16 protein-coding genes and 1 pseudogene are annotated in these 17,706 nt (G+C 48.8%); 6 read left to right on the top strand and 11 right to left on the bottom strand.

Going from position 1 to position 17,706, the window contains the following annotated elements; all coding sequences use genetic code 11:
- Positions 1-23 precede the first annotated feature (23 nt).
- The 4 genes from phoQ to iraM form a co-directional block, all read right to left on the bottom strand.
- On the bottom strand, positions 24-1,487 hold the full coding sequence (gene phoQ, locus HVZ37_RS09340; protein WP_044328723.1) for a two-component system sensor histidine kinase PhoQ: 1,464 nt from the start codon (positions 1,485-1,487) through the stop codon (positions 24-26).
- The gene (phoP, locus tag HVZ37_RS09345; protein WP_043000951.1) at positions 1,487-2,158 is read right to left on the bottom strand and encodes a two-component system response regulator PhoP; all 672 of its coding nucleotides are present in this window, start codon (positions 2,156-2,158) and stop codon (positions 1,487-1,489) included. The genes phoQ and phoP overlap by 1 nt, the downstream gene beginning before the upstream one ends.
- A gap of 1,060 nt (positions 2,159-3,218) precedes the next feature.
- Positions 3,219-4,142 (bottom strand): lipid A-modifier LpxR family protein, encoded by a 924-nt coding sequence (locus tag HVZ37_RS09350; protein WP_230324179.1) that lies wholly within the window; start codon positions 4,140-4,142, stop codon positions 3,219-3,221.
- A 620-nt stretch (positions 4,143-4,762) separates the two neighbouring features.
- On the bottom strand, positions 4,763-5,164 hold the full coding sequence (iraM, locus tag HVZ37_RS09355; RefSeq protein ID WP_313900211.1) for an anti-adapter protein IraM: 402 nt from the start codon (positions 5,162-5,164) through the stop codon (positions 4,763-4,765).
- A gap of 538 nt (positions 5,165-5,702) precedes the next feature.
- On the opposite strand from iraM, the gene HVZ37_RS09360 reads away from it, so the two are divergent.
- Positions 5,703-7,013 (top strand): AppA family phytase/histidine-type acid phosphatase, encoded by a 1,311-nt coding sequence (locus HVZ37_RS09360; RefSeq protein ID WP_181628370.1) that lies wholly within the window; start codon positions 5,703-5,705, stop codon positions 7,011-7,013.
- A 300-nt stretch (positions 7,014-7,313) separates the two neighbouring features.
- On the opposite strand, the gene purB is transcribed toward HVZ37_RS09360, so the two are convergent.
- The 5 genes from purB to rluE are packed head-to-tail and all read right to left on the bottom strand — an operon-like array spanning position 7,314 to position 11,657.
- Entirely contained in the window at positions 7,314-8,684 is a 1,371-nt protein-coding gene (gene purB / locus HVZ37_RS09365; RefSeq protein ID WP_043000947.1) for an adenylosuccinate lyase, read from the bottom strand.
- A gap of 3 nt (positions 8,685-8,687) precedes the next feature.
- Positions 8,688-9,329, bottom strand: a complete 642-nt coding sequence (gene hflD, locus HVZ37_RS09370) for a high frequency lysogenization protein HflD (protein WP_042320078.1) — start codon at positions 9,327-9,329, stop codon at positions 8,688-8,690.
- Positions 9,330-9,365: 36 nt separating this feature from the next.
- On the bottom strand, positions 9,366-10,472 hold the full coding sequence (gene mnmA / locus HVZ37_RS09375) for a tRNA 2-thiouridine(34) synthase MnmA (protein ID WP_044254911.1): 1,107 nt from the start codon (positions 10,470-10,472) through the stop codon (positions 9,366-9,368).
- 54 nt (positions 10,473-10,526) lie between these two features.
- Positions 10,527-10,988, bottom strand: a complete 462-nt coding sequence (locus HVZ37_RS09380) for an NUDIX hydrolase (RefSeq protein WP_044265517.1) — start codon at positions 10,986-10,988, stop codon at positions 10,527-10,529.
- Between the two features lie 3 nt (positions 10,989-10,991).
- Complete coding sequence (gene rluE / locus HVZ37_RS09385; protein WP_072140761.1) at positions 10,992-11,657, bottom strand: 23S rRNA pseudouridine(2457) synthase RluE; 666 nt, start codon at positions 11,655-11,657, stop codon at positions 10,992-10,994.
- Positions 11,658-11,828: 171 nt separating this feature from the next.
- Between rluE and icd the strand changes: the two genes are divergently transcribed.
- Together icd and HVZ37_RS23270 are read left to right on the top strand one after the other, a co-directional pair.
- Positions 11,829-13,079 (top strand): NADP-dependent isocitrate dehydrogenase, encoded by a 1,251-nt coding sequence (gene icd, locus HVZ37_RS09390; RefSeq protein ID WP_043000943.1) that lies wholly within the window; start codon positions 11,829-11,831, stop codon positions 13,077-13,079.
- A gap of 356 nt (positions 13,080-13,435) precedes the next feature.
- Positions 13,436-13,737: pseudogene (locus HVZ37_RS23270) on the top strand (dihydrodipicolinate synthase family protein); the annotation flags it as partial.
- Positions 13,738-13,960: 223 nt separating this feature from the next.
- On the opposite strand, the gene HVZ37_RS09400 reads toward HVZ37_RS23270, so the two are convergent.
- Together HVZ37_RS09400 and HVZ37_RS09405 are read right to left on the bottom strand one after the other, a co-directional pair.
- The gene (locus HVZ37_RS09400) at positions 13,961-14,692 is read right to left on the bottom strand and encodes a MerR family transcriptional regulator (RefSeq protein WP_043000942.1); all 732 of its coding nucleotides are present in this window, start codon (positions 14,690-14,692) and stop codon (positions 13,961-13,963) included.
- A 221-nt stretch (positions 14,693-14,913) separates the two neighbouring features.
- A complete protein-coding gene (locus HVZ37_RS09405) occupies positions 14,914-16,134 on the bottom strand; it encodes a diguanylate phosphodiesterase (protein WP_043000941.1) in 1,221 nt (406 codons plus the stop codon).
- A gap of 324 nt (positions 16,135-16,458) precedes the next feature.
- Here HVZ37_RS09405 and ycgZ point away from each other — a divergent pair, with 324 nt between their 5' ends.
- The 3 genes from ycgZ to HVZ37_RS09420 all read left to right on the top strand — a co-directional run bounded on the left by ycgZ (position 16,459) and on the right by HVZ37_RS09420 (position 17,382).
- Positions 16,459-16,698: a regulatory protein YcgZ gene (ycgZ, locus tag HVZ37_RS09410; protein ID WP_043000940.1), complete on the top strand. Its 240-nt coding sequence runs from the start codon at positions 16,459-16,461 to the stop codon at positions 16,696-16,698.
- 70 nt (positions 16,699-16,768) lie between these two features.
- Positions 16,769-17,074 (top strand): hypothetical protein, encoded by a 306-nt coding sequence (locus HVZ37_RS09415; RefSeq protein ID WP_051642342.1) that lies wholly within the window; start codon positions 16,769-16,771, stop codon positions 17,072-17,074.
- Between the two features lie 41 nt (positions 17,075-17,115).
- The gene (locus HVZ37_RS09420; RefSeq protein ID WP_043001947.1) at positions 17,116-17,382 is read left to right on the top strand and encodes a biofilm development regulator YmgB/AriR family protein; all 267 of its coding nucleotides are present in this window, start codon (positions 17,116-17,118) and stop codon (positions 17,380-17,382) included.
- Positions 17,383-17,706 lie beyond the last annotated feature (324 nt).

Below are 17,706 nucleotides of genomic sequence, written 5' to 3' on the forward strand. Positions count from 1 at the left end.
GCTCATATTTATTACATTTTGGTTTAGTCGTCTTTCGGCCCCGGTTGTTGATGTCCAAAAATGACTTCCATACGTGCACCGCCGAGCAGGCTGTCGCTGGCAACGATTTTGCCATCGTATTGCTCGGTAATTTCTCGCGCCACGGCCAACCCGACCCCTTGCCCCGGACGCATCGTATCCACGCGTTGACCGCGGTCAAAGACCAGATCGCGCTTGCTGAGTGGGATCCCTGGACCGTCATCTTCCACCACGATGTACAGATGATCGTCGGTCTGGCGGGCAGAAATCTCAACAAACTCGAGACAGTACTTGCAGGCGTTATCCAGCACGTTGCCCATCACCTCGACAAAATCGTTCTGCTCGCCGACAAAGCTGATTTCCGGTGAGATATCGAGGCTAATGTTCACGCCTTTACGCTGATACACTTTGTTCAGCGCCGAGGTGAGATTATCCAGTAGCGGTGCGACCGGATGCAGTTCGCGGCTCAGCAGGACGCCCCCGCCGCGCATACTGGCGCGATGCAGATAGTAGCCGATTTGCTGTGAAATCCGGCTGATCTGTTCGAGCATTACCGGTTCTGCCTCGCTGACGCTCATCTTATCGCTACGCATCGAACGCAACGTACTTTGCAGCACGGCGAGCGGCGTCTTCAGGCTGTGGGTGAGATCGGTCAGCGTGGTGCGGTATTTGTCATAACGTTCGCGCTCGCTTTTCAACAGGCGGTTCAGGTTACGCACTAGGCTGGTCAATTCCCGCGTCGTTGCAGGGTTAAGCTGTTCGCGGTGGTGTTCTTCCAGTTCGCGCACCTCACGAGCCAGTGCTTCAATGGGGCGCAAACTCCACCAGGCCGCCACCCAGAGCAGGGGAATGACCAGCAACAGGTTGGCAGCCAGCACATAAATAAACCAGCTCCAGACCATATACGAGCGTTTAAGCTCAATCGGAATGGTGTCTACCACCACAATCGTCAGTTGCGGCATGCGCGCGGTAGCCGGGTAGACGTTAACCGCCACCGAGTGGGTCATTTCGGCGTCGTCGTCATCTTCCCGAACCTCTTTCAATCGTTCCTGAACGGAGTGATCGTCATTGAGCAGCGAGCTGCTGGCGCTGATGTCGGCTTCTATTTCATGAAAACCATTGCTTTTCAGCCAGTCGGGCTGAATCAGTCTGACCAGCCAGGGGACGTTACGCTGGGCCCACAGCAGCTTGCCGTTCTCATCATAGATCAACGACATCGTGGGACTCTGCATGTCGAGGTGCTCGGGAAGTTCGACGTGGATCTTATTACCTTCCCATTTTGCAAGCGTATAAAAGAGATTACTTTCGCCGCGCAGCAGACGAAACGTGGTCTTATCGAAACTCACGCTGTAGCCGATCAGCGCAACCATGCCATAGGCCAGAGAAAGCACCAGCACTACGCCTGCGGTGGCCAGCAGAAAACGCAGGCGCAGTGACAACGGAAAAAGATGACGCAACAGTTTATTCATCAGCGCAATTCAAAAAGATATCCTTGACCCCGCACAGTGGTAATGACTTCATCCGGATACTGCGCCTGTATTTTTTTACGCAGACGGCCCATCAGCACGTCGATAGTGTGGCTTTCACGTAGTTCGGCGTCCGGATACAGCTGCAACATCAGCGAGTCTTTGCTGACCACTTTGCCATTATTGCGGATCAGCGTTTCCATGATGGTGTACTCAAACGCGGTCAGTTTGATCACTTCATCATTGACCGAGAGTTCGCGGCGCGAGAGATCAACCTGAAAAGGCGGAATAGAGATAATCTGCGAAGCGTGGCCGCTGTTACGGCGCATCAGCGCCTGCATCCGCGCGGCGACTTCCTCAATATGAAACGGCTTGGTGACGTAATCATCTGCACCTGCGCTCAGCACTTCCACTTTGTCCTGCCAGCTTTCACGGGCGGTCAGGACGAGAACCGGGAGAGAAACGTCATTGCTCCGCCAGCGGCGGATCAGTGAAAGTCCATCTTCATCCGGAAGACCCAAATCGACGATAGCGATGTCAGGCAGGTGTTCGTTAAGGTAATAATCGGCCTCTTTGGCATCTTCGGCGTCGTCAACCTGATGTCCGGCATCCTGAAGCTGAACTTTCAGGTGATGACGTAATAACGCATTATCCTCAACAACCAGTACACGCATCATCTTTTCTCACTCTATTTACGGTATGAATAGTTTAACGCTGATTATGTAAGTTGAAACCAGCACAATGAAATTAAATGACTTTTTTATCAGGCCCCGCCCTTGGGATAATCCCTGGAGCAATGCTGTTGGCATTTGATTATTCCGCAGGCTGACCTGGTCCTGGGTCATGTCACCAATCCACGTAGAATAAACCTCACACACCATACGAGCATCTTCATGCCCCATCGAGCGGGCAATGAATGAAGGATTCGCTACGGCTATCTGCATCCAGCCAGCATAAGTAAGCCGTGACTGACAGGCATTTCTCTGCCTGATACCTGAAAGTTTAGTACCACGTTTCCCGCCACAGGAAATCGAGTATTTGGGAAAGAAACCTTCTTTAGTATATGAACCCGCCCCGGGGATAAAGACAACGCGACGTTCTTATGCCAGCAACCGTTATGGGCGGAACACACAAATGTTTATTCGTCTGGTCTCTGGATACATGGATCTCACCTTTTTCAGGTCTACATCCTCCCAGGCCAGCGCACATATTTCCCCTGGTCTTATCCCCGTGTGTGTTGCCACTATAATGATGAAGGCAAGTTTGTGGGGAAGTGCCAAGATCAGCGCCTGATACTCATGAAGTAAAAGTGGATCGGGATCTGCTTTAACGAGCTGGAGCCTCGATACCCCCTCATAAGGTGCATGTAATATAAACTGACTTCTGTTCGCAAGCTTCAGCATTTACGATAAAACTGCCATTTGTTTATTTACTGTTGAAGGGGAGCGACCTTTTTTGATGAATTCTGGCATTGCAGGGTTACCCTATATTGCCATGCAGACGGACAGGCATGATGGGCAGGACTGTCCGGGGAAATGTACGGTCAGGTTATAGTATTCGCGGTCACTTAATCTTTCTCACAGATAACTGAGGGAGTGAAACTTATCGGGAAACCTCGTCTGTATCTCCAGGGATTATAGGTCGCGGTGAGGGTGAAAAGCATATAAAAGTGTGCGGACTGCCACTTATCAGCGACAGCCCCGCAGATACTTATCGTTATGTTTTGGCGGATGATTAAAAGAGGAAGGTCACAGAACCGTTGACAAATGAATAATCTTTTCCAGTTTTAAACTCCGGTGATACACGATTAAAAGATAAGGTAAAAGCGACCGGAGAATAACCTAAAGTGGCTCCGATGCGATATTCATCAACGGTATGATTAAGGGAGACGGTTTCATTTCGGGTCTGAAGCGTTTTTCCTTGTAATGTATAGTTACGGTCAACTTCCCGACGTTCCATCCCGGCAAATATCTTGTATATTAAACCATCATTTTTTGATGTATGCATTAACCCACGAGTCGCAAGCAGACCATACCCGTTATCTGAGTTCAGGGTTTTGTCATTGCCTATGGCAAGCGTTGCACCGTATCCTACATATTCAAAAAGATTTCCGCTTACCGCGGATATTTCTGGATAAATACCAACATTCGTTCCCAGGATATCCACATCAGGAGTCAGCGATAGCATTCCTTTAACCGTATACCCATAGCGATTTTCGATTTGATCATCCCATGCTTGATATTTTTCAGCATTAATCATTTGATGAGCTTTATTCTGGACTTGTTGACCGCCAGCATCTGGTCCAATCACGCCGACGTCTGTCCCCAGGCGATAGCGAAACCAGCTATTTGCTACAGAATTCCATTCAACACCCGTGTACAGAAAGGCACTAAAAGCTCTGTCTCCGGTTATTGCTGTTGGTAACCGCTTGTTGTCTCCTGATGGTGAGTAAATATCTTGTGCGATATGAAACGATAACTGGCTTGAGTCTGTAACATCATGGCTATAACCCAGGAAGAGACCTTGTGTATAATCATCGCGAGCTTCATCTTTATGACTATAAATTTTGTTAAGCGCAGGCTGAAAGATACCTGCGTCATCATTTGACAATGATAATACGATGCTATCAGCCTGAACAACAGGTGTCATGAAAAACATTGTGAATAACGCAATGCGGGTTAATGACTTATTCATAAGCAGCCTCCTGAGAATTTCCCTTTTTTAATCGGCCAGGTATTACTTCTTTCATAAATTAACATAAAATAAACACCTTCCTTTCTGCAATAAAATGTGGTTAATGTGTTATTTTTTTATCGCTTTATATGGCTTATGTGTGGTAAAAGTTTTTTCAGGAGGGATGGATATGAACAGTCATGCACTTTTGAAAAACTCTTCCGTATTTATTGCATATATGGGATGTTCTTGATGGAGTTGTGCGTTTTTACGGGTAGTGTATTGCTTTCTTTTTTCTGTAAAGCAGAAAGATAAATGAGTGTTATTCCTGTCCTGAAGCGCGGGATATGATGCATGTCATCGACTCTACTGCAATGAATATGTTCATTTTGGTTATGCTTTTTTATGCAAAAAAAACCGCATATTGCTATGCGGTAAACCATTGGGAAGAATATTAAACACATCTGAATTTCGCAAGAACACTGTAATAAATAACGAAGGTTTATTCAATGTGTCATAGGCTAATTATGCTGATCTTTTCATATTATTATCATTTTGTTTCTTTTTTGCGTGATGATAGAGTGTAACATGGATATGAGAACACACTATTTTATCAATCCGTACGGACAAATGGCTATTCTGCAGTGTAGAGCACTTGTACATTGGGCTCCTTTAATGCTTTTCCTTCCAGGACATTCATTGCTGCACTCGATTATTTTCCAGAAGGTCTTGTTAAAGGGAGTGACGTTATAAATTGTTAATGGAAAAAATTTCCCGTCAATGTAAATCCCTGAGTCAGTCTGCGAGACACTGGAACCTGGAGGAAGGAAAACATCAGATTCATACCAAATAATAAGCTTTATTTTACACCAGAGGATTGAAAATGAAATTCCACTCGAAGAACAGACAATAGTGTCAACAACTAACCATTCCATATTAGAGACCTTAACATTACTAATGACAATTTTTTCATAGATGAAAAGTGTAGTTGTTTTTTGATAACTCATTGAAAAATGATCATTTTTTTGATTGTGTTTTTGTTCGTGAGTTATTGATTTTATTATTATAACGATCTTTTGTTGAATCTTTTTGTTTCACTTTTTTAATATTTGTATTTCTTTTATATAAGTCTTTATAAAATTAGTGGTCAAATTATAAACATAGATTTTTTCAGGGTGAGAGGGAATTATTTAATCTGTGATACCCCTATTTGTCATTGTGCATAGTGACAGCCTTATCCTTTTCTTTAGCGATGGTGATACAGCCTGTATGTTGAAGGTCGATTCTTATGACTAGTACAAATCATGTTGCACCTGGGAGGCCAGTTATCACGTTAAGTCGTGGTTATGTCTCTCGTGGGCGCTAATGGAAGAAGGCTTTCGCGTAGTGAAAAATAACGGCGTCGGCCTGGTAGTGGTCTCTCTTTCTTATGCGATGAGGTTCATTGGAATAGTGGCGTGGGATGAATGTTTATGTGATAAGATGATTATACAGTAATCCCTATGTTAACTATTTATGGTTCATTAACTATAAGGTTGGCTGGCAATGAATACGCTACTTTTTCGATTAATAATGTTTATATTCATGTTTGGTTCTTTCCCATTACAGGCGGAAGTGCCAGGTGACATGAAGCTTGAACGAGTTGTGATAGTAAGTCGCCACGGTGTAAGAGCACCAACAAAGTTCACCCCATTGATGCAGGAAATCACACCTTACCATTGGCCGCAATGGGATGTTCCCCTGGGCTGGTTGACGGCTCGGGGTGGTGAGCTCGTCACCGAAATGGGACGATATCAACAAAAAGTATTAATCGATAACGGCGTTCTGGAAAGTAACGTATGTCCGTCACCAGAACAGGTGGCAGTTATTGCCGATACCGATCAGCGCACTCGTAAAACCGGTGAGGCATTTCTGGCTGGATTTGCGCCGGGATGTAAAAATAAGGTTCATTATCAAAAAGATCACGATAAAAAAGATCCTCTTTTTAATCCAGTAAAAATGGGGGTGTGCGCTTTTAATGTACAAAAAACTCAGGAAGCGATTCTGACACGTGCCGAAGGAAACATTGAACGGTACACTCAGCGTTATGACTCTGCATTCCGTACTCTGGAACAGGTTCTCAATTTCTCTCGGTCAGCAGCATGCCGATCAACCAGCCAGTCTGGTTGTACGCTACCAGGAACCTTACCTTCAGAACTCAGGGTTTCTGCGGATACCGTTTCCTTATCTGGCGCGTGGAGTCTTTCTTCCATGCTGACGGAAATATTTCTATTGCAAGAGGCGCAGGGAATGCCAGAGGTTGCGTGGGGGCGAATTCATGGGGAGAAAGAATGGACAGCGTTATTAAGTCTGCATAATGCTCAGTTTGACCTTTTGCAAAGAACTCCCGAAGTTGCCCGCAGCAGAGCAACACCATTACTCGATTTGATCAGCGAAGCATTAGTGAGTAATGGGTCAACAGAAAATCATTACGGAATTAAATTACCCGTCTCATTATTGTTTATTGCTGGTCATGATACCAATCTTGCAAATCTCAGTGGGGTATTTGATCTTAACTGGTCTCTACCTGGGCAGCCAGATAATACACCTCCTGGCGGGGAGCTGGTTTTCGAAAGATGGACGCGAGTGAGTGATAACACTGACTGGATTCAAATTTCGTTTGTTTATCAGACTCTTCAACAAATGCGTAAGTTTAAACCTTTTTCATCTTCGTCTCTCCCAAACAAGATTGTGCTTACGTTGCCCTCTTGTCAGGATAAAAATCCTGAGGGTATGTGTCCATTAAAGCATTTTATTGACATTGTGCAGACAGCACGTATTCCACAATGTGCAGTGATGGCTGATGTAACCCGTTAAATATAATTCGTAGAGAATAGGGAGATTAAGAACGGTAGTGGCAAACAGGTGAACGTTTAAAAGCGAAGTTTTGGGAATTTCAGGTGCGCATTTTGGGGCAGGATTTGGGAGCAAATCCTTCTCTAATGTCTCGGTATTAATATAATGTTTTGTTTTGATACTGTTTTATGTCTGCGTAGTTTGTGCTGATGATGGTGTTGTGGGGATCAATATTTCGTAAACCGGGGAAGGGACGTGCCGGGGGCGGCGCGAGCCATGCGCGAAAGTCGGCCCGGTGACGTCGTGTCACCGGGCAAGTGATTATTTCAGCTCATCCACCATGGTGATGGCTCGACCAATATAATTGGCCGGAGTCATGGCTTTCAGGCGGGTTTTCTCGTCATCCGGCAGCGGCAGGCTGTCGATGAATTGCTTCATGCCTTCCGCGTCGACACGTTTTCCACGGGTTAACTCTTTCAGCTTTTCGTACGGCTTTTCAATACCGTAACGACGCATCACAGTCTGGATCGGTTCTGCCAGTACTTCCCAGTTATGATCCAGTTCGTCCAGCAGATGGTCGCGGTTCACTTCCAGCTTGCTCACCCCTTTCAACGTGGACTGGTAGGCGATCAGCGCATAGCCGATACCCACACCCAGGTTACGTAGAACGGTGGAGTCCGTCAGATCGCGCTGCCAGCGGGAAACCGGCAGTTTGCTCGCCAGATGTTGCAATACCGCATTAGACAGACCCAGGTTGCCCTCGGAGTTTTCGAAGTCGATTGGGTTCACTTTGTGCGGCATGGTGGAAGAACCAATCTCACCGGCAATGGTTTTCTGTTTGAAGTGGTTCAGCGCGATGTAGCCCCAGACGTCACGATCGAAATCGATCAAAATGGTGTTAAAGCGGGCGATGCAGTCAAACAGTTCGGCAATGTAGTCGTGCGGCTCGATCTGTGTGGTGTACGGGTTCCACTGGATACCCAGCGAGGTGACGAACTCTTCGCTGAACTGATGCCAGTCTACTTCCGGGTAAGCGGCGATGTGGGCGTTATAGTTGCCGACGGCACCGTTGATTTTACCGAGAATTTCCACCTGATTAAGCTGGCGGAACTGACGCTCCATACGATAAGCGACGTTGGCCATCTCTTTACCCAGCGTTGACGGCGTAGCCGGTTGGCCGTGGGTACGGGAGAGCAGGGGAATGTCGCGATATTGTACGGACAGATCTTTGACCGCGTCGATCAGTTGACGCCAGTAAGGCAGCACCACTTCATCGCGGGCGGTTTTCAGCATCAGCGCATGAGACAGGTTATTGATGTCTTCCGAGGTGCATGCAAAGTGAATGAATTCGGATACTGCATGCAGTTCCGGCACATTCGCCACTTTTTCTTTCAGGAAATACTCAACCGCCTTGACGTCGTGGTTGGTGGTGCGCTCGATAGTTTTAATACGCGCGGCATCTTCTTCATTGAAGTTCGCGACGATAGCGTCGAGGAAACCGATTGCGTCGGCAGCAAAAGCAGGAACTTCCTTGATCGCTGCGTGCGCGGCCAGTTTTTGCAGCCAGCGTACTTCTACCTGTACGCGGTATTTCAGCAAACCGTATTCGCTGAAAATCCCGCGCAGCGCGCTGACTTTATCGCCGTAGCGTCCATCGACAGGGGAAACGGCGGTCAGTGAGGATAATTCCATAGATCACAACTCCGGGGTTAAATGAGCAAGAATTTGTTTTGCCTGAGTGGTCAGGCGATTACGAGAAAACATGAGCTGCAGACGTCCACCGCCAACCTGGTGCCAGAGCACGGCAGCGCGAATGCCGGCCAGAAGCGAGGCGCGAACCTTGGCCTGTACCTGCGGGCTCTGCAATACAGCAGGGGAACCGGTCACCTGAATGCGCGGACCGAGCGGGCTGATGACATCGACATAAATTCCGGCCATCGCGCTCATCAGCGTTTCGGATTGCAGATCAAAGTGATCGAGCTGGCGTTGCAGGCCGTTGATCCGCTCGCCCAGTGTATCCAGAGCACCTTTGGCGGCAGTGAGTTTACGCTCGAGTACCATCAGACTCAGCGTGTAGCGGGTCAGTTCCGCGTTCAGCCCCTGACGGCTGCTGGCATTCAGTACGCCGAGCAGGGTTTCCAGGCCGAGACGCAGATTCGCCTCGCTGCCGCCGAACACGCCCAGCGTTGAGCTGGGGTTCATATCGATAACGCTGTTCAGTGAGACGTGGAGCGCATCGGCATCACAATGTCCCTGGTGCGCCAGTTGTTGCACCAGGCGTGCAGACTGGCAGATCCCAGCCAGTGCGAGGGTGATGTCATAATAATTCTTTGCCACGGTCACTGCTTCCTTGTATCAGTCTGTTAAGAATAATTATACCGGCAGGGGCAGTCGCTGCTCGATAATACCGCCGCCGAGGCACACTTCGCCGTTATAGAAGACCGCTGACTGGCCCGGCGTGACGGCGGCAACCGGCTCGTCAAACATCACTTCTACGCGTTCGGCGTCCAGCGCTTTGACGGTGCACGGAATATCAGTCTGGCGGTAGCGGGTTTTCACTGTGCAACGCATTGTGCCGGTGAACGGCAGGCGATCAACCCAGTGTAGTTGCTGCGCAATCAGGCCGACGGACATCAGACGCGGATGCTCATGACCCTGAGCGACCACCAGAATGTTGTTCTCAACGTCTTTATCCACCACATACCACGGATCTTCCGTGCCTTCTTTGGTGCCACCGATGCCCAGACCTTTACGCTGACCTAGCGTGTGGTACATCAGCCCCTGATGCTGACCAATCTCTTCGCCGTCCACGGTAATGATTTTACCCGGCTGCGCTGGCAGATAACGGCCCAGAAATTCGCGGAACTTACGTTCGCCGATAAAGCAAATGCCGGTAGAATCTTTTTTCTTCGCGGTAACCAGTCCCAGGTCTTCGGCAATTTTGCGCACCTGCGGTTTTTCCAGTTCGCCGACCGGGAACAGACTTTGTGCGATCTGCTCATGGCCCAGCGTGTAGAGGAAGTAGCTCTGATCTTTATTGCTATCTAAGCCGCGAAGCAGGCGACTTTTGCCGTCGACATCTGCCCGGCGGACATAATGCCCGGTAGCGATATAATCAGCGCCCAGATCTTCTGCAGCGAACTCCAGGAAGGCTTTAAATTTGATCTCTTTATTGCACAGAATATCCGGATTCGGCGTACGGCCAGCTTTGTACTCTTCAAGGAAGAGCTCAAAGACGTTATCCCAGTATTCTGCGGCAAAGTTTACGGTATGCAGTTCAATGCCGAGCTTGTCGCAAACGGCCTGAGCGTCAGCCAGATCGGCGGCCGCAGTGCAATATTCCTCACCGTCGTCCTCTTCCCAGTTCTTCATGAACAGGCCTTCTACCTGATAACCCTGTTGTTGCAACAGCCAGGCGGAAACGGAGGAATCGACACCGCCGGACATGCCGACGATCACTTTTTTTGGGCTTTCTGACATTGGAATACTCACGACATTGAACTTCAAGGCGGCGTATTCTATCACGCACCCCTTTTAGTTGACACCCTCTGTAAACGGCCAGTTAAATGCGCCGATCGTCTCCAGTGGGTAACGCACGCCGTTTTGATAGCAACGAACACTTTCGGCAACCAGCGGAGAACGCAGGTTTGGGGCGGTAAGGATGGTGTCGGCGCTCACCCACCGGCAGCAGTCGATATCGCTGTCATGGGGTTCGGTGTCGCACATATTGGCAAGTTCAATCGAAAACAGGAAACGCAAAAACGGCGTATTGTCCGGCGCAATCCACTGATGCATGCGAATGAAGTGCTGAGGCTGCGCCTGGATGCCGGTCTCTTCCCACAGTTCACGCGTGGCGGCCTGGACTAACGTTTCGTCGGCTTCCAGATGTCCGGCGGGCTGGTTCCACAGCGCTTTACCGTTGATGGTCTCTTCAACGATTAAAAACTTATCCTCTGCATGGACGATGCAGGCGACCGTGACGTGCGGTTTGAACATGATTTATCCTTTCTTTTGATCCGTGACATCCCGCCATTCACCGTTGCTCAGGTTTCCCAGGGTGTAATCACCCATCGCATAGCGGATCAGGCGCAGCGTGGGGAAGCCAACATGCGCGGTCATTCTCCGCACCTGGCGGTTACGCCCTTCATATAAGGTCACTTTCAGCCAGGCGGTGGGGATGCTTTTACGTTCGCGAATCGGCGGATTGCGCGGCCACAGCCACTCAGGTTCCTCGACGATCTCAACTCCTGCGGGCAGGGTAGGACCATCGTTCAGCGTCACGCCATTGCGCAACGCTTCCAGCGCTTCCGCTGTCGGTTCGCCTTCCACCTGTACATAGTAAATTTTCCCGGTGCGCTTGCCGGGTTGTGTCAGACGCGCCTGCAATGCGCCGTCATTGGTGAGCACCAGCAACCCTTCGCTGTCTCTGTCGAGACGACCTGCGGCATATACGCCCTGCACAGGAATAAAATCTTTTAACGTGCGGCGTCCGGCCTCGTCGGTAAATTGTGGCAAAACATCGTAAGGTTTATTGAACAAAACCACGCGTTTTGGCTGGTTTTCTTTCCGGGGCTTAGTGACTTGTCGTTGGCTGAATCGCTCAACCCGGTGATTTCTAAAAGAAGTTTTTTGCATGGTATTTTCAGATCTTATCAATTGCCGCATTATAGCCTAATAACGAGTGTCTTTCATGGCAGCGAACATTAGGGTAGTATTGACATGCTCATTACAAAACATTAACAAAAAATTGCTCTAACGCAGTCGTGCAGCAGGACGCAAAGGCACATGCAGCGCGATGACAGACGAGCAAACCAGAAGCGCTCGAAGGAGAGGTGAATGGAAAGCAAAGTAGTTGTTCCGGCGGAAGGTAAGAAGATCACCCTGCAAAACGGCAAACTCAACGTTCCTGAGAATCCGATTATCCCGTTTATCGAAGGCGACGGTATCGGTGTTGACGTAACCCCTGCCATGCTGAAAGTGGTCGATGCCGCTGTCGAGAAAGCCTATAAAGGCGAGCGTAAAATCTCCTGGATGGAAATTTACACCGGTGAGAAATCTACCCAGGTATACGGCCAGGACGTCTGGCTGCCAGCTGAAACCCTGGATCTGATTCGTGACTACCGCGTGGCGATTAAAGGCCCGCTGACTACCCCAGTCGGTGGCGGTATTCGCTCTCTGAACGTTGCGCTGCGTCAGGAACTTGACCTGTACGTCTGCCTGCGTCCTGTTCGTTACTATCAGGGCACTCCAAGCCCGGTTAAACATCCGGAACTGACCGACATGGTTATCTTCCGTGAAAACTCAGAAGACATTTACGCCGGTATTGAGTGGAAAGCGGATTCTGCAGATGCGGAAAAAGTGATCAAATTCCTGCGTGAAGAGATGGGCGTGAAGAAAATTCGCTTCCCTGAACACTGCGGTATCGGTATCAAACCATGCTCCGAAGAAGGGACCAAGCGTCTGGTTCGCGCGGCGATCGAATATGCAATCACTAACGACCGTGACTCTCTGACCCTGGTGCATAAAGGCAACATCATGAAGTTCACCGAAGGCGCGTTCAAAGACTGGGGTTACCAGTTAGCGCGTGACGAATTCGGCGCTGAACTGATCGATGGCGGCCCGTGGATGAAAATCAAGAATCCAAATACCGGCAAAGAGATCGTGGTCAAAGATGTGATCGCTGATGCGTTCCTGCAACAGATCCTGCTGCGCCCGGCGGAATACGATGTGATTGCCTGTATGAACCTGAACGGTGACTACATTTCTGACGCCCTGGCAGCACAGGTAGGTGGTATTGGTATCGCCCCTGGCGCTAACATCGGTGACGAGTGTGCGCTGTTTGAAGCAACGCACGGTACGGCGCCGAAATACGCCGGCCAGGACAAAGTGAACCCGGGCTCTATCATCCTGTCCGCTGAGATGATGTTACGCCACATGCAGTGGTTCGAAGCCGCAGACCTGATTGTTAAAGGGATGGAAGGCGCGATTGCCGCGAAGACCGTGACCTATGACTTCGAACGTCTGATGGAAGGCGCTAAGCTGCTGAAATGTTCAGAGTTTGGTGACGCGATCATCGCGAATATGTAATAGCGATAATTGTTAAATCTATTAACGGGAGCGTAACGCTCCCGTTGTTTTTTGTTAGGCTGCTAACGGTTATCAAAATTTTATCAAAACTAGTTATCAAAACCCCCAGGTAGTTTGGGGCAGGTTGGTCGATCAGATGGCAGCTCCACTGCCCGGTTCCCATTAGGCATTTCTCAGTTTTGGTGGTGGATGCTCGTTAATAGTTAGGTCCGTTCTGGGCCAGGAGCGGGCGTCTTAATGTTTGTTCAGCTAACACAAGTTGAGCGTTTCATAATGATATCTCTTTGCGGATTAGCCCCAACCTGGAAGATATGTTCACCCACCTCGGTAAACCCAACCTTACGGTAAAAAGAGATGGCACTACACATTTTACCTTTACGGGCGAACTACACGGTCGTCTCTCATCATTTGAGGTGTTCGCGCGGTCAAGATCCCTGGCGTCCCGGATAGCCCTGCTGCAGCGACTGAGCGGGTGAATGCGTTACGTCAACATCTGCGCGCTGGCGTAACCATCGCTATCAGTGGCGATACGTATGCGGGGCTGGGATTAAATGCCGGTTGTGAGGTCTGGTACTCCGTATGTGGTGGGGCTGTTCCTGAAATGGCGAAACAAATCACTGAAGCTACGGCGGCAAACGCTCATCAACGCGTTATTGCCCATATACAAGGACGCTGGAGCTGAAGTCATTTCCCCGCAGGACTGGCAGTCTGTCGTCCTTTTGAAACCAGGCAGGAGATCGGTCATCTTCGCATGTTTGAAACAACAACTTTAGGCCGTTTTTCGCTCATAAGGAACAATCCTGCTCATCTCTCCCACATTAAGGAGATTGGAGTATGAACAGCGCCACTCAGGGTGAGATCATGGACGAACGGTGATGGCATCAGGGATGGTGAAAGACCAGCGAATAACCCTGCTCGTGCCAATGCTGAAGCAATTCCTGCTGGCGGCGGGTCGGTTCGATGCCGGTCCAGACAAACAACTGTTGTCCAGGAAAGAGTTCCGGACGTGGAGAATCCAGCGGTTCAGCCAGTACGGCGATGTGCCAGCCTTGCTGAGACAAACGCCAGGCTTCCAGCCACAGACGTGCGCGGTCTTCGGTATCCCAGCCAATCAACAACGCATCTTTGCCTGCTTTTTTGCGGGCTTCGGACATACAGGCGGTCACAAATTCAATCAGCACGCCATCAAGCAAGCTGCACATGATGCGGGCTGTATTATGGTCGAGGCTAAGGCGTTGGCGTACGGGAACGAAAATGTGATCGATAAGATCGTCTGAAGTATGCTCACGGGCAAGAGCACCGATTTTGGCCCGTAACCTGTCCGGATGAGCAAAACGCAGCACGCCCATCATTTCTTCCTGCAAAGTGGTCCAGTCATTATGGGTTGCCACAGTGCTTTGTTCCAGCAACACTTTGACCTTGCTTACCGGCACACCGCTTTTAATCCATCGCTTGATCTCTTCAATGCGCTGGATATCGTCTTCATCAAACTGACGATGGCCGCCTTCGCTGCGCCGGGGCTTTAACAATCCATAGCGCCGTTGCCAGGCGCGCAGGGTAACGGGGTTGATACCGCATCGTTCAGCGACATCGCCTATGCTGTAAAATCCCATAGTGTCCCTCATACGTGGACCGAATCGTTCCTTACAAACTAACGAATCAGCCGTGTTTGTACAATTTATTATTTATTGTACAACAGCCTCGTAGTAAGCCTAGCTAAAAATAATGAACGTCAGGTAAACAAGACTGATGAGACAGGAAACGTGTACAGCATCCCCTGATGGTGTAGCGAGGTTCACCTGCCGCCATGAATACAGCAGGCGAAATAAGAGGATTACAGCGGTGTTTTTTTCTCAGGCCATGCAACCGGTGGAATTCCACAGAAGCAAGGCGCGGCAAAAAGATGCCCCTGGAACTGAGAAATACCCGCCGATTCCAGCCACATCCATTCTTCGGGCTTTTCAACCCCGACGGCTGATATCGCAATTTCCAGAGACGCACAGCACTTAATCATGGCCTGGATGATGGCCTGTCGTGGGCCGCTTTTATGAACATCGCAAATGAGGTCGCGATTAATTTTGATGCGATCGGGTTGGAACTGCGCCAGCAGCCGCAGACCGCCAAAACCGGCACCAAAGTGATCGAGGGCGATACTGATCCCAGAGGATTTCAGGGTTCTCACCGTCTCCGTAAAGGCTTCAAACTCGGAGATAACCTCGCGTTCAGTGAACTCAACGATGATCTGTTCCGGAACAAGACCACTGTCAGCAATGGCATTGAGCAAATAGCTGGCTGCATCCGGCACCTTCACCAACGTCATGGGCAACAGATTCACGGACAAAACCTGATCGCGCAGACCCAGTGAGGTCGCCAGTGTAAAAGCGACTTTCTTACTTTCCAGGTCGGCCAGATAAATATCGTCGCCCTTAATATTGTCAAAATAGCGCTGTGGCGAATCACCCGAACGGGTTCGCAGCAGCGCTTCCAGAGAGACAATTTCCTGAGCAAAAGGATCGATGATGGGCTGAAAAGCAAAGCTGCAATTGGCCTCCTCACTGACTGACGTCAGGGGAATCGTGCGAGCGGATTCGGTCGCAATAAAATCCCACGTGTCAGAGGGAGGGATCTCAAAATAGTTCTCTTTTTCAGTGGCTTCCACGAAGGTGCGGAAGAACTGCAGCGCACGGTCGTTGTAGGTAAGTTGGTATCGGGATGTGCCCTTATCGAGAATGGTCTGTAATACCTCCTCCCGATCATGTTCCCGTAAATCAAATAGCTCCATTCCCACTTTCCCAAAGCGGCGGGAGGGACCGTGATCGCACAGCAGTTCGACAACATTATAGTGGCGCTTGTCTTCACAAATCGCCTGATAAATAGCCCTTACGTTTTCATCAGGGCCTTCAAGCAGCTGAAAAAAATGTGTGCCGTTAAACAGCAAAATGCCTGTCACGTCAGCACGCCCATTTGTAAGGTTAGCGGCGGCGACCATACTTTCGAGCGCCTTCACCGGGACGTCATCACAGAGATGACTGCGGTAGATAATGGTAGTGAGCATGATTTTCCGGCATTGAGGAATGATGTTTAACCCTAACAGAACGGAGGAGATATAACACATTAAATTAACGAAAGTTTTACTTAAGAGTGGCGGGTGGGGTTGGAAGTGGAGGATAACGATGGCATCACCAAAAAATGAGCCTCAAAGAAGTGTACAGATAACTATCAGAACAATACATGTGTATAAGTTATAACTAATTGAAAATAAATCATTAGCACTTTTTGCCAAAAATGAAATCATGCATTTGTACAGGTTTTGTGTACAATTTTTCTAACTTTGAATAACGCAGCATTAACCTTTTACTGATTCGCACAGGAGAGACTCATGCAGCAAAATGGTTACATTTCAGATACAGCTAACGCCATTGCGCAGTATTTCAGTAAGGCCAATTTGCCGACTCAGCAGGAAACATTGGGGCAGATTGTGGTGGAAATTCTAATGGACGGGCGCAATCTGAATCGCAAGACACTGTGTACAAAATTACTTGGTCGTCTGGAAAAAGCGACCTGTGTAGAAGAGGAGGGTCATTATAACGCGCTGATTGGTTTGCTTTTTGAGCGCTGAGCCCTTGTATTAAAATCGTGAATCAACATGATGCTGTGTTCCTGTCCTTGGCAACATGGCAGAAGAGAGAATGATGATGAACAGAAGTGACATTGAACAACTCACAGACGAACTTATCGGCCAGGCAGTGTTGACGCTGCTGAAACGTAAAGCGGCGGTGAATTCAATGGCCCTGGTCACTCAACTCCGCGTTATGCAGGAAACTGAAATGGACGCCCGTCGTCGAGAGGTATTTCCGCTAATTATTTCTTACATTGAAGCGGTGATAGCTGATAAAGCAACGTCAACACCGACATCCAGACATAGCGGTCAAATGGACACCGTCCGCTCACTTTCAGGGACAACCCTGAAGCCAGGAAAAGGAAAAATTCACTAAACGCTTAACTTTTAATGATGGTGGAAATGATGAACACAGCAATCACACAACAACCTGATATTTATAGTGCTTTGCCTGATCACGTCCTTTCAGATTATTTTCGTCATGCCGGCGACGCCCTTGCTGAAGAAGCAATGGTTTTGGGCGCAGCTATACGCCATATTCTTATAAAGGGTGAGCATATTAATAACAAAAATATCATTTTATCTCTGATACAAACGCTGGAAGTCACGGATGACATCGTACATGCAGATGTGATAAGAAAAACCCTGGAAATAGTTGTCGGACATACTATAGACGATATTTGATGTATTTAACGGGGGGGAGTCAATTTTCTGCTCTATTTAAATGCTCAGCGTTGGGTCAGTCGATTATTGCCGACCTCTGGTTGTCCAATAATTATCTCAGGTGGGGAATGGAAAGCATTTTAGAACACATCTCCTTTGGGAATACTGCAATACGATACGTGTTTTTAACCGAGAACCAATACATTGACGTCCTGAAATATAACTGCGATCGAGGTGGCAGCAAAATTATTCTCATGACGGAAGTGACGTTTGGAACAAACGTGCAGAATGTTCAGGTGGTGCGAAGATTAAAACTCGAGGCGATTCAGTCGCTAATGTGTAATT

Origin of the sequence: Citrobacter sp. RHB35-C17 (assembly GCF_013816795.1) — a bacterium.
GTDB classification, from domain to species: domain Bacteria; phylum Pseudomonadota; class Gammaproteobacteria; order Enterobacterales; family Enterobacteriaceae; genus Citrobacter_A; species Citrobacter_A amalonaticus.